The following is a 13,194-nucleotide window of genomic DNA, read 5'->3' on the forward strand; positions in this document are numbered from 1 at the left end:
AATTATCCGCACGGCTGAACATTTACATTATTTGTCACCGTCGTTACTATCTCGAACGAAATTAATGAGGCCCTAAATTATGGAAAGCTCGTTTGCCCCCATAGAACAAATGCTGAATTTCCGCGCCACCCGGCAGAAAGATTTCCCTTATCAGGAAATCCTGCTGACCCGCCTGTGTATGCACATGCAAGGCAAGCTGCTGGAAAACCGCAATAAGATGCTGAAGGCGCAGGGGATTAACGAAACACTGTTTATGGCGCTGATCACCCTGGATGCGCAGGAAAGCCACAGCATCCAACCTTCTGAGCTAAGCTCTGCCTTAGGCTCCTCGCGCACCAATGCGACCCGCATCGCCGACGAGCTTGAGAAACGCGGCTGGATCGAGCGCCGGGAAAGCGACAACGATCGCCGCTGCCTGCATCTGCATCTGACGCCGCAGGGGGAAGAATTTCTCAGTCAACTGCTGCCGCCGCAGCACCAATGTCTGCATTTCCTGTGGTCCACGCTGACCGACGATGAGCAAAAACAGCTGGAACAGCTGACGCGCAAATTGCTGGCACGTCTGGATCAAATGGAAATCACAGAACAGTTATCCTAATTCACAATTTCTGTTCAGGTACCTACTTATGCGATCCCCATTTAACTGGAGATTCACCCCGCTGTTCGCCGTGTTGCTGCTGGTCGGGTGTGCTTCGACCGATAATATTGCCCCGCAATCCACGCTGATGGATCCGCAGAGCCTGCAGTTGGCTCAGCCGAAAGTCAGTTCGCTGGCCGTCAGCCCGCAGTGGTGGCGCGCCCTCAAGGATCCGCAGCTGGACGCCTTGATGACGCAGACGCTGCAAAGCTCGCCGACCCTGCGGCAGGCCGCCGCCCGCGTGCGCGAAGCGCAGAGCGTGGTGGGTGAAGCCAGCGCCGCCAACGGGCCGAACCTGGATCTGAACGCCAGCACCCAACGCCAGCGCGTGCCGCAAAACGTCAATATGGGGCTGGGGTATCCGCATAAGCCGATCTACGAAAGCTCCAATTCGCTGGGGCTGAACCTGGCGTACGAGTTCGACTGGTGGGGCAAATACCGCAATCAGGTGAACGCCGCCAAGGCGCAGGTCAACGCCGCGCGCGCCGAGCAGGAACAGGCGGCGCTGACGCTGACCAGTTCGGTGGCGTCCGCCTACTATCTGCTGCAGAGCAATTTGGCACTCGAAAAGCTGCTGCAGCAGGAAGTGAACAACAATGAGCGCCTGACCGCGCTGCGCCAACAGCGCTATCAGGCCGGCCTGACCGGCGTCGACGTGCCGCAACAAACCCAGGCGCAGTCCGACGTCGCCAAGCAGCAGATCCTGCAGCTGCAATCGCAGATCGAGCAGCTCAGACACCAGCTCGCTGCGCTGGCCGGCCAGGGGCCGAACGCCATGCAGCACCTGCGTCAGGTGCCGTTGCCCGCAGACAATCTGATGGCGCCGCAGGGCGAGCTGACGGCGGATCTGCTGGGCAAACGCCCGGACATCGCCGCGCAACGTCAGCTGGTGGAGTCTTACAGCCAGCGCGTCAGCGCCGCGCGTAAAGAGTTTTACCCCAGCCTGACCATTTCAGCCTTCGCCGGCCTGATGACCACCAATACCAGTGGCACCAGCCCGAATCTGTTTGAAGCGGCCAGCCAGGCCTGGAACGTGATGCCGGCGATTTCACTGCCGATCTTCCACGCCGGGGCGCTGCGCAGCAAGCTGGGCGAGGAATCCGCGCTGTATGACGAAGCGGTGGAATCCTACAACCAAACCATCCTGAATGCGGTACAGGAAACCGCCGACGCCATCACCATCCAGCAGAGCTCTGCGCAACAGCAGCTGCAGGCGGCGTCCGCGGCCCAGTCGATGCAACAGGTGTATCAGGTCGCCAACGCCCGTTACCAGGCAGGGATTATCGGGCGCGACGATCTGTTGACCAGCCAGACGCAGCTATTGCAGCAGCAACAGGCGGAGTTGAATGCCAGCAGCAATTTACTGCAGGCGAAGATAGGACTGATCCGCGCGCTGGGCGGTGGCTATCAGGCCCCGGCCGCAGCGGATTCGAAAGCATAATAATATAAGGCTTGGAGAACACCATGAGCGCAAGCGCGGAAATCCAAAACCCGCAGCAGCCGAACGGCAAAAAGAAGCAGCGTAAATTTTGGCTGCTGTTGCTGACGGTTATTTTCATTGTTATAGGGGTGGCTTACTTAGTGTATTGGTTCCTGGTGCTGCGTCATCACCAGGAAACCGACGACGCCTACGTCTCCGGCAACCAGGTGCAGATCATGGCCCAGGTGTCCGGCAGCGTGAACAGCGTCAATTTCGACAACACCGACTACGTCAAGCAGGGCGACGTGCTGCTGACGCTCGATCCGACCGATGCCGAGCAGGCGTTTGAACGCGCCAAGACCGGCCTGGCCAACAGCGTGCGTCAGACCCACCAGTTGATCATCAACAGCAAGCAATATCAGGCCAACATCGCCCTGCGCAAGACCGATCTGAGCAAGGCCGAGAACGATCTGAAGCGCCGCGTGGTGCTGGGCAGCGTTGACGCCATCGGCCGCGAAGAGCTGCAACACGCTCGCGATGCGGTCGACAGCGCCAAGGCCGCGCTGGAAGTGGCGGTGCAGCAATACAACGCCAATCAGGCGATGGTACTGAACACCCCGCTGGAACAGCAGCCGGCGATCCAACAGGCCGCCGCGCAGATGCGCGATGCCTGGCTGGCGCTGCAGCGTACCAAAGTGATCAGCCCGATCACCGGCTATGTCTCGCGCCGCAGCGTGCAGGTCGGCGCGCAGATCGCCGCCGGTTCGCCGCTGATGGCGGTGGTGCCGGCCGATCACATTTGGGTCGACGCCAACTTCAAGGAAACCCAGATCGCCAACATGCGTATCGGCCAGCCGGCGACGGTGGTCAGCGACGTCTACGGCGACGACGTGGTGTATCAAGGCAAAGTGGCCGGTATCGACATGGGCACCGGTAGCGCCTTCTCCCTGCTGCCGGCGCAAAACGCCACCGGCAACTGGCTCAAAGTGGTGCAACGTCTGCCGGTGCGTATTGAGCTCGACGCCAAGCAGGTGGCCGATCATCCGCTGCGCATCGGTCTTTCTACGCTGGTGACCGTCGACACCGCCAACCTGGACGGCCGCGTGCTGGCCGACGTGGTGCGCGACAAACCGCTGTACCAGAGCGACGCGCTGGCGTTGAATCTGGCACCGGTTAACCAGCTGATCGCCGACGTGATCCATGCGAACGCCGGCTAAGCGCGCGGGAGGCCATCTTGCCACAGAAACCGCTTGAAGGCGCCCAGCTTGCCTGGATGACGGTCGCGCTCGCCATGGCGACCTTCATGCAGGTGCTGGACTCCACCATCGCCAACGTGGCGATCCCCACCATTTCCGGTAACCTCGGGTCTTCCAACTCGCAGGGCACCTGGGTGATCACCTCGTTCGGCGTGGCGAACGCCATCTCGATTCCGATCACCGGCTGGCTGGCGAAGCGCTTCGGCGAAGTGCGGCTGTTCCTTTGGTCCACCGCGCTGTTCGCCCTCGCCTCCTGGCTGTGCGGCATCTCCAACAGCCTCGGCATGCTGATCTTCTTCCGCGTGATCCAGGGCGTGGTGGCCGGGCCGCTGATCCCGCTGTCGCAGAGCCTGTTGCTGAACAACTATCCGCCCGCCAAGCGAGCGATGGCCCTGGCGCTCTGGTCGATGACCGTTATCGTCGCGCCGATCTTTGGGCCGATCCTCGGCGGCTACATCAGCGACAACTACCATTGGGGCTGGATCTTCTTCATCAACATCCCGATCGGCGTCTTCGTGATCGTGGCGGCGATGGCGACGTTGAAGGGGCGAGAAACCAAAACCGAGATCAAACCGATCGACACCGTCGGCCTGGTATTGCTGATCGTCGGCATCGGTTCGCTGCAGATCATGCTCGATCAGGGCAAGGAGCTGGACTGGTTCAACTCGACCGAGATCATCACGCTCACCGTCGTCGCGGTGGTGGCGCTGCTGTTCCTGGTGGTGTGGGAGCTGACGGACGACCATCCGGTGGTGGATCTGTCGCTGTTCAAGTCGCGCAACTTCACCATCGGCTGCCTGTGTATCAGCCTCGCCTACATGCTGTACTTCGGCGCCATCGTGCTGTTGCCGCAGCTGCTGCAAGAGGTGTACGGCTATACCGCCACCTGGGCGGGGCTGGCGTCGGCGCCGGTTGGGCTGATCCCGGTGCTGCTGTCGCCGATCATCGGCAAGTTCGGCAACCGGCTCGACATGCGCCGGCTGGTCACCTTCAGCTTCATCATGTATGCCGTGTGCTTCTACTGGCGTGCCTATACGTTTGAACCGGGCATGGACTTCGGCGCTTCCGCCTGGCCGCAGTTTGTCCAGGGCTTCGCCATCGCCTGCTTCTTCATGCCGTTGACCACCATCACGCTGTCCGGCCTGCCGCCGGAACGCATGGCGGCGGCGTCGAGCCTGTCGAACTTCACGCGAACGCTGGCGGGGTCGATCGGTACCTCGATCACCACCACCCTGTGGACGCAGCGCGAATCGCAACACCATTCGCAGCTGACGGAGTTCGTCAACCCGTACAACCCGCAGTCGCAGGAGATGTACCGGCAGTTGGAGCAGCTCGGCATGAGCAAACAACAGGCGTCGGCGTATATCGCCAACGAGATCACCGCGCAGGGCCTGATCATCTCCGCCAACGAGATCTTCTGGCTGTCGGCCGGGGTATTCCTGGTGCTGCTGGTGCTGGTGTGGGTGGCGAAACCGCCGTTCAGCTCCGGCGGCGGTGGGGGCGGCGGCGCTCACTAAGCTTCAATAAACGAAACGGGCGCCCTGCGGCGCCCGTTTTTTTATCCGACGTAGAACAGATTACGCCTGATTCTGACGCCACCAGTCCGCCAGCAGAATGCCGGTCGCCACGGAAACGTTCAGGCTTTCCACCTTGCCGGTGCCGCCGATAGACACGTTCATGTCGCCCTGCTGCCAGGCGCTGTCGCTCAGACCGTCACGTTCCTGGCCCAGCACCAGCACCATCTTGGCCGGCAGCTTGGCCTGCGCCAGCGCGGTGCCTTTGTGGCTGGAGGTGGTAACGATGGTGTAACCCGCCTTGCGGAAGGTGTCCAGCACCGACAGGAAATCGTCGGCGTTGATCGCCTTGATATGCTCAGCGCCGCCCTCTGCGGTACGCACCGCCGCACCGGATTCCAGCAGCGCCGGATCCTGCAGCAGCACGCCGTTGACGCCGAAGTGAGCGCAAGAACGGACGATGGCGCCCAGGTTATGCGGATTACCCACTTCTTCCAGCGCCAGCACGCAGTCGGTCGCCGGTGCGCTTTTCAGGTAGGTCTGCGCATCCAGGCCCTGACGCTTTTTGATCAGGAAGCAGACGCCGCCGTGGTGCTCGGTGCCGGAAGCCTTGGCCAGCTCTTCCTCATCCACCACGTGGTAAGCCTTGCGGTTAGCCGCCATCCAGCGCAGCGCTTCGCGGAAACGCGGGGTGACCGACTGCACGAACCAGGCGCGCACGATCGCTTCCGGACGGCTGGCGAACAGCGCCTGACAGGCGTTTTCACCGTAAACGCGGGTTTCTTCCGCGCGCTGGCGGCGCAGCTGCTCCGGATCGATAAAGCTTTTGCCGCTGATACCGCCGTGATCGAACGCCGGCTCTTCATTCGGCGCGCGCGAGACGGTTCTCCACGGCGACTCGTTGCCACCGCGATCTTCAGTGCGCGCCGGACGGCGAGGACGATCGCTTTCACTGCGGCGGGAGTCGGCACCGCGGCGATCGTTGCCGCCGCGCGCCTTGTCTTGACCGGTGCGGCCGGAGCGCGCACCGTCAGCCGGACGGCCTTTGCCGGCCGGACGTTTATTCTTGTTGCGGTCGTCGCCGTTGTCGTCGTCACTGCGGACGTACATCACTTTGACCTTACCGTTCTTGCCACTAAATGAATCGTTCATTGTCTTCTCCACCAACGCGCAGGGCGCGAAGATTACCTGATGTTGGTGCACGAAGCCACCAACTTGCGCTAAAAGCTCCCAACTATCACATCCATTGAACAAACCTCATTGTTCATGCGCCGGGTTTTGCCGATAATTGTCAGCATTAAAGAAACATCTCCGCAACCGCGTTGCGGGGACCATGCTTTCTCTGTACCCGAGGTCAACATGAATACAGTTTGTGCAGCTTGCAATGCCACCAACCGCGTGCCGGAAGAACGTCTGGCGGACAACGCGAAATGCGGCCGCTGCGGCCATGAGCTCTTCGACGGTGAAGTGATCAACGCCACCGCCGCCACGCTGGACCAGCTGCTGCAGGACGATCTGCCGGTCGTGGTCGATTTCTGGGCGCCGTGGTGCGGCCCGTGCCGCAGCTTTGCGCCGATCTTTGAAGACGTGGCCGAAGAGCGCGCCGGCAAAGTGCGCTTCGTGAAAGTGAACACCGAAGCCGAGCCGGAGCTGAGCGCCCGTTTCCGCATCCGCAGCATCCCAACCATCATGGTGTTCCGTCAGGGCAAGATGGTCGACATGCTCAACGGCGCGATGCCAAAAGCGCCGTTTGACAACTGGCTCAACGAGTTAGTGTGATTCGGCAAGTATAGGCCGTATCCCGCCATCGCGCGCGAACGCGCCCCGATCGAGCCCGCCCCTCCCGGCGGGCTTTTTTCTGCGTTACAATAGCGGTTTTTCCCCAGGATCGTTATGACCGACAACGCCGTACTTCGCCTGCGCCAATTCCGTTTAGACCGCGCCACCCGCCCTTTTCTGGCGCGCGGTTGCCGGGTGGCGCGTTGTCAGGGTTGCCTGCTGCCGCATAAAAACTGCCTGTGCGACACCATTCGTCCGCAGCAGGCCGGCAGCCGTTTCTGCCTGATCATGTTCGGCGCCGAGCCGCTCAAGCCCAGCAACACCGGCCGCCTGATCGCCGATATCCTGCCGGACACCCAGGCGTTCCTCTGGTCGCGCACCGAGATCGATCCGGCCCTGCTGGCGGCCATCAACGATCCGTTGCGGCAGCCTTATGTGGTGTTCCCCGCTTCCTACGCCGACGCCGAACGGCCGGTGTTCAGCCAGCTGCCCGCCGGCGGCAAACCGCCGCTGTTCATTATGCTGGACGGCACCTGGGCGGAAGCGCGCAAAATGTTCCGTAAAAGCCCGTACCTCAATCAATTCCCGGTGTTTTCCCTCAACGTCGACGCGGCATCGGACTACCAGCTGCGCGAAGCCAGCCGCGCCGAGCAACACTGCACGGCGGAAGTGGCCGCCGCCCTGCTGCAACAGGCGGGCGATCTGCCGGCCGCCGACGGATTGAATCAGCATTTCCGCTATTTCCGTCAACAGTATCTGGCGGGAAAACCGACCCGGCCGGAGGCACCGGTCACAGCAATGTAGCCAGAAAGCGCCTAAAATCAGGCGTAACGTCGCCAAAAGGAGCCGTGCATGAGCCAGCGAGGGTTAGAAGCGCTACTACGTCCCAAATCGATCGCCGTGCTGGGCGCTTCGCAGCAGCCCGGCCGCGCCGGCAACCTGATGATGAGCAACCTGCTGGCCGGCGGATTCGGCGGGCCCATCTTGCCGGTCACGCCGCGCTACAAGGCGGTATGCGGCGTCATGGCCTACCCCGACGTCGCCAGCCTGCCGCTGACGCCGGATCTGGCGATCATCTGCACCCACGCCAAACGCAATCTGGCGCTGATTGAAGCGCTGGGCCAACGCGGCTGTAAAACCGCCATCGTACTCTCTTCGCCGCCGGAACAGTTTGCCGAGCTGAAGGCCTGCGCGCAGCGCTACGCCATGCGGCTATTGGGCCCCAACAGCCTGGGGCTGCTGGCGCCGTGGCAGGGCATCAACGCCAGCTTCTCGCCGGTGCCGATCCAAAAGGGCAAGCTGGCGTTTATTTCGCAGTCCGCCGCCGTGGCCAACACCATTCTCGACTGGGCACAGCAGCGCGAAGTCGGTTTCTCTTACTTTATCGCGCTGGGCGACAGCCTGGACATCGACGTCGACGACCTGCTCGACTTTTTGGCGCGCGACAGCAAGACCAGCGCCATTTTGCTGTATCTGGAAAACATCAGCGACGCGCGGCGCTTTCTCTCCGCCTCGCGCAGCGCCTCGCGCAACAAGCCCATTCTGGTGATCAAAAGCGGCCGCAGCCAACGGGCGCAGCTGCTGCTCAACAGCCAGCTGGGGCTGGATGCCGCCTATGACGCCGCCATCCAGCGCGCCGGCCTGCTGCGCGTGCAGGATACCCATGAGCTGTTCTCGGCGGTGGAAACCCTCAGCCATATGCATCCGCTGCGCGGCGAGCGGCTGATGATCGTCAGCAACGGGGCGGCGCCGGCGGCGATGGCGCTGGACGAACTGCTCGGACGCAACGGCAAGCTGGCCACGCTGAGCGATGAGAGCCTGGCGACATTGAGCGACGCGCTGCCGGATTTCATCCGCGCCGGCAACCCGCTCGACCTGCGCGACGATGCCACGCCGCAGCGCTTCCTGGCGGCAATCGAAGCGCTGCTCGATAGCCACGACTATGACGCGCTGCTGTTAATCCACGCGCCGAGCGCGGCTGCGCCCGGCACCGCCACGGCGCAGCGGCTGATCGACGCGCTGCATCGCCATGCGCGCGGCAAACGCATCACGCTGCTGACCAACTGGTGCGGCGAATACTCTTCGCAAGAGGCGCGCCGGTTATTTACCGAGGCCGCCATTCCCACCTACCGCACGCCGGAAGGCGCGGTGACCGCCTTTATGCATATGGTGGAATATCGCCGCAACCAGAAGCAGTTGAAAGAGACGCCGGCGCTGCCGGTCGGCCTCACCGCCAACACCGCCGACGCCCACCGCCTTATCCATCAGGCGCTGGCCGAAGGCGCCACCCAGTTGGATACCCACGAGGTGCAATCCATCCTGCAGGCCTACGATCTGAGCACCCTGCCGACCTGGATTGCCGAGGACAGCGCCGAAGCGGTACACATTGCCGAACAGATCGGCTACCCGGTGGCGCTGAAGCTGCGTTCGCCGGATATCCCGCACAAATCGGAAGTTCAGGGCGTCATGCTCTACCTGCGCACCGCGACCGAAGTGCAGCGCGCGGCGGAGGCGATCCTCGATCGCGTGAAGCGCACCTACCCCCAGGCACGCATCCATGGCCTGTTGGTGCAGAGCATGGCCAACCGCGCAGGCGCCCAGGAGCTGCGCATCGCGGTAGAGCAGGATGCGATTTTCGGCCCGCTGATCATGCTGGGCGAAGGCGGCGTAGAGTGGCGCCAGGAAAATCAGGTGGCGGTCGCGCTGCCGCCGCTGAACATGGCGCTGGCGCGTTATCTGGTGCTGCAGGCGGTGAAAGGCGGCAAGATCCGCGGGCGCAGCGCGCTGCGGCCTTTGGATATCCCTGGGCTGAGCCGCCTGCTGGTTCAGGTATCCAACCTGATCCTCGACTGCCCGGAGATCGCCCGGCTGGATATTCACCCGGTGCTGGCCTCCGGCAGCGAGTTCACCCTGCTGGACGTTTCGATGCAGCTCGCGCCGTTCAGCGGCGATCCGCAGGCGCGACTGGCGATCCGCCCTTATCCGCATGAGCTGGAAGAGACCATCGCGCTGAAAGACGGCAGCCAATGCCTGTTCCGCCCAATCCTGCCGGAAGACGAGCCGGCGCTGAAGCATTTCATCGATAGAGTGACCAAGGAAGATCTCTATTATCGCTACTTCAGCGAGATCAACGAGTTTACCCATGACGATTTGGCCAACATGACGCAGATCGACTACGATCGTGAAATGGCCTTTGTGGCGGTGCGCGCAGACGAGATCATCGGCGTGACCCGCGCGCTGTCCGATCCGGACAACACCGACGCCGAATTCGCCGTGCTGGTGCGTTCCGATCTGAAAGGCGTGGGCCTAGGCCGTCAGCTGCTGGAGAAAATGATCGCCTATGCGCGCGCTCATGGCCTGACTCGTCTGAGCGGCATCACCATGCCGAATAACCGCGGCATGATCGCACTGGCGCAGCGGCTGGGCTTTGGCATCGAGGTGCAGCTTGAGGACGGCATCGTCAATCTGACGCTGCCGCTGCAGGCCGCCGACGCGCAGTGACCTGCGTCGCAATGCGCTACGAATCCACCACTTAACGCCAAAACATACGCACAATCGAGGCAACTAATGGTATTATCGCCCGATTATTCGGTTTATTGTTTTTAAGCCTGTGGCGTTCCGGCCATCAATCATGAGAGAAGAAACGCACTGTGATGTTGTCAAAATTTAAACGTAGCAAACATCAACAACACCTTGCACAACTGCCCAAACTCCCCCAGACGGTTGCTGATGTTCGTACGCTGTACGCGCCGTCCGACTTTCGCACCACGCTGCTGGACGCCATCGCCAACGCCACCCAACGTATCTATCTGGTGGCCCTGTATCTGGAGCATGACGACGCCGGGCGCGAGATCCTCAACGCGCTGTATCAAGCCAAGCAGCAGCGGCCCGAGCTGGAAATCTACGTGCTGGTCGACTGGCACCGCGCACAGCGCGGGCGCATCGGCGCCGCCGCCGCCAATACCAACGCCGACTGGTACTGCGCCATGGCCAGCCAACATCCAGAGCAATCGGTGCCTATCTACGGCGTGCCGGTCAATACCCGCGAAGCGCTGGGCGTACTGCACCTGAAGGGCTTCGTGGTCGATGATACCGTGATCTACAGCGGCGCCAGCATCAATGACGTCTATCTGCATCAGCATGAGAAATACCGTTACGATCGCTACCAGCTGATTACCAACGAGGCGTTGGCCGATACCCTGATCGATTACATCAAGCAGCATCTGCTCACCGCCGGCGCCGTACAGCGCCTCGATCGCAGCGATCGGCCGAAAAGCCCGGAGATCAAAAACGAGACCCGTTTGTTCCGTTTCGCCCTGCGCCGCGCCGGTTACCACTTCCGCGGTAAAGCCGGTAACGATGAGCTGGCGGTGACGCCGCTGGTTGGGCTTGGCAAGCAAAGCGTGCTGAATAAAACCATTCATCACCTGATGTCGTGCGCCGACCAGAAACTGACGCTGTGTACCCCCTATTTCAACCTGCCGGCGCTGCTGGTGCGCAACATCATTTATCTGCTGCGCCAGGGCAAACAGGTGGAGATCATCGTCGGCGACAAAACCGCCAACGACTTCTATATTCCGGAAGACCAGCCGTTCAAAATCATCGGCGCGCTGCCCTACCTGTACGAGATCAACCTGCGCCGCTTCCTGAGCCGCTTGCAGCGTTACGTCGACACCGGCCAGCTGATCGTGCGCCTGTGGAAAGATGGCGATAACAGCTATCACCTGAAAGGCATGTGGGTAGACGAAGAGTGGCAGCTGCTCACCGGCAATAACCTCAACCCGCGCGCCTGGCGGCTGGATCTGGAAAACGCCATTCTGATCCACGATCCCAAGCAGGAAATGCGCGAGCAGCGGCAAAAAGAGCTGGAATGCATCCGCACCCACACCACCGTGGTCGGCCATTATCAGGAGCTACAAAGCATTCAGCAGTACCCGATCAAGGTGCGCAAGCTGATTCGCCGTCTGCGGCGCATCCGCATCGATCGGCTGATTAGCCGTATCCTGTAAGATGTACTCTGACCCCGGCCAAGGCCGGGGTTTTTATTACAGCTGTATCTCCTTGCCTTTGCGATGCAGCCGGAGCGAGACCAGCAACGCCAGCAGGCACATGCCGGAAACGTACCAGAAGAAAGCGTTCTCCACGCCGAACGATTTCAGCGACAGCGCGACATATTCCGCCGAGCCGCCGAACATGGCATTCGCTACCGCATAAGACAAGCCTACCCCTAACGCACGCACCTCCGGCGGGAACATCTCGGCTTTAAGCAGCCCGCTGATCGCGGTGTAGAAGCTGACGACGAACAACGCCAGCACGATCAGGCCGAACGCCATAAAGGGGTTGGTCACCTCTTTCAGGGCAAGCAGGATTGGCACCGTCAACACCGTGGCCAATGCCGAAAAGATCAGCATCGAGCTGCGTCGGCCGATTTTATCCGAGAACGCGCCGACCACCGGCTGCAGCAGCATAAAGACGAACAGCGCGACGGTCATGATGGCGCTGGCCAGCTTGGCGTCCATACCGGCGGTGTTCACCAGATATTTCTGCATGTAGGTGGTGAAGGTGTAGAAGGTCAGCGAACCGGCGGCGGTAAAGCCCAGCACCATCAGAAACGCTTTGCGGTTTTTCCACAGCCCCGTCAGCGAACCGGCATCCTTATGGTTACGCGTCTTCGCATCGGAGGTTTCATTCAGCGAACGGCGCAGGTACAGCGCCACTACCGCCAACACCGCCCCCAGGGCAAACGGAATACGCCATCCCCAGGCCTTCAGCTCTTCGCCGGACAATATTTGCTGCAGGATCACCAATACCAGCAGCGCCAGCAGTTGCCCGCCGATCAGCGTGACATACTGGAACGAGGCATAAAAGCCACGGCGGCCCTTGATCGCCACCTCGCTCATGTAGGTGGCGCTGGTGCCATACTCGCCGCCCACAGACAGCCCCTGGAACAGGCGCGCAAGCAGCAGCAGCGCCGGTGCCCAGCTGCCGATCGCCTCATACGTCGGCAGACAGGCGATCACCAGCGATCCGGCGCACATCATGCAGACCGAAAGCAGCATTGAGTTTTTTCGACCATGTTTGTCGGCAATATAGCCGAACAGCCAGCCGCCGATAGGTCGCATAAAGAAGCCGGCGGCGAATACCCCGGCGGTTTGCAGCAGCTGCGTGGTGCTGTTGCCCGCCGGAAAAAATGAGGCGGCAAAGTAGATTGAGCAGAAGGAGTAAACGTAAAAATCAAACCACTCCACCAGATTGCCTGACGAAGCCCCAACGATAGCGAAAATGCGTTTTTTGTTATCCAGCGCCCCCTGTTCGACGCCGCGATCCCCCTCAAGAACCGAGGTTGTTTCTGTCATGATGTTTTCTCCGAGCCATAGCAATGATGAAGTTCGGCTTCCTGCCGCTCTGGTTGTTACTTTATTGTTATTTATAAGTTAACAGCCAAACTTAATAGCGGACGAAGAATATCTGGAGTTCATTCAAAAAATGGATTGGTTTTGTGATGAATATAGAATCGTGAGATGAAAGATGAAGCGGGTTACAACCGGGATTATCCATTTTACGCATAGCAAAAAGCCCTGAACGTCA

Annotated in this window: 10 protein-coding genes; 8 read left to right on the top strand and 2 right to left on the bottom strand. The window is 61.0% G+C overall.

Going from position 1 to position 13,194, the window contains the following annotated elements:
- The first annotated feature begins 79 nt into the window (after window positions 1-79).
- The 4 genes from mprA to emrB are packed head-to-tail and all read left to right on the top strand — an operon-like array spanning window position 80 to window position 4,830.
- Entirely contained in the window at window positions 80-598 is a 519-nt protein-coding gene (gene mprA / locus HMPREF3138_RS24770) for a transcriptional repressor MprA (protein WP_025160249.1), read from the top strand.
- A gap of 28 nt (window positions 599-626) precedes the next feature.
- Window positions 627-2,078 carry an efflux transporter outer membrane subunit gene (locus HMPREF3138_RS24775; protein ID WP_038872855.1) on the top strand — a complete coding sequence of 484 codons (1,452 nt, stop codon included), beginning with the start codon at window positions 627-629 and terminating at the stop codon, window positions 2,076-2,078.
- A gap of 23 nt (window positions 2,079-2,101) precedes the next feature.
- Window positions 2,102-3,274 carry a multidrug efflux MFS transporter periplasmic adaptor subunit EmrA gene (gene emrA, locus HMPREF3138_RS24780; protein ID WP_038872857.1) on the top strand — a complete coding sequence of 391 codons (1,173 nt, stop codon included), beginning with the start codon at window positions 2,102-2,104 and terminating at the stop codon, window positions 3,272-3,274.
- A 17-nt stretch (window positions 3,275-3,291) separates the two neighbouring features.
- Entirely contained in the window at window positions 3,292-4,830 is a 1,539-nt protein-coding gene (gene emrB, locus HMPREF3138_RS24785; protein ID WP_038872860.1) for a multidrug efflux MFS transporter permease subunit EmrB, read from the top strand.
- Window positions 4,831-4,890: 60 nt separating this feature from the next.
- Here the strand turns inward: emrB and HMPREF3138_RS24790 are convergent, their stop codons facing one another.
- Entirely contained in the window at window positions 4,891-5,979 is a 1,089-nt protein-coding gene (locus HMPREF3138_RS24790; protein ID WP_038872863.1) for a tRNA/rRNA methyltransferase, read from the bottom strand.
- Window positions 5,980-6,186: 207 nt separating this feature from the next.
- Here HMPREF3138_RS24790 and trxC point away from each other — a divergent pair, with 207 nt between their 5' ends.
- From trxC to pssA, 4 genes are all read left to right on the top strand, one after another.
- Entirely contained in the window at window positions 6,187-6,606 is a 420-nt protein-coding gene (gene trxC / locus HMPREF3138_RS24795) for a thioredoxin TrxC (protein WP_004928868.1), read from the top strand.
- Window positions 6,607-6,720: 114 nt separating this feature from the next.
- Window positions 6,721-7,410, top strand: coding sequence for a tRNA-uridine aminocarboxypropyltransferase (locus tag HMPREF3138_RS24800; RefSeq protein ID WP_038872866.1), 690 nt, complete (start codon window positions 6,721-6,723; stop codon window positions 7,408-7,410).
- Between the two features lie 48 nt (window positions 7,411-7,458).
- A complete protein-coding gene (locus HMPREF3138_RS24805; protein WP_038872869.1) occupies window positions 7,459-10,107 on the top strand; it encodes a bifunctional acetate--CoA ligase family protein/GNAT family N-acetyltransferase in 2,649 nt (882 codons plus the stop codon).
- Between the two features lie 152 nt (window positions 10,108-10,259).
- Entirely contained in the window at window positions 10,260-11,615 is a 1,356-nt protein-coding gene (pssA, locus tag HMPREF3138_RS24810) for a CDP-diacylglycerol--serine O-phosphatidyltransferase (RefSeq protein WP_038872872.1), read from the top strand.
- Window positions 11,616-11,651: 36 nt separating this feature from the next.
- Here pssA and HMPREF3138_RS24815 read toward each other — a convergent pair whose 3' ends face one another.
- Window positions 11,652-12,962 (bottom strand): MFS family transporter, encoded by a 1,311-nt coding sequence (locus HMPREF3138_RS24815; RefSeq protein ID WP_038872875.1) that lies wholly within the window; start codon window positions 12,960-12,962, stop codon window positions 11,652-11,654.
- Window positions 12,963-13,194 lie beyond the last annotated feature (232 nt).

Origin of the sequence: Serratia sp. HMSC15F11, from assembly GCF_001808215.1 — a bacterium.
In the GTDB taxonomy this organism is placed as follows: domain Bacteria; phylum Pseudomonadota; class Gammaproteobacteria; order Enterobacterales; family Enterobacteriaceae; genus Serratia; species Serratia nevei.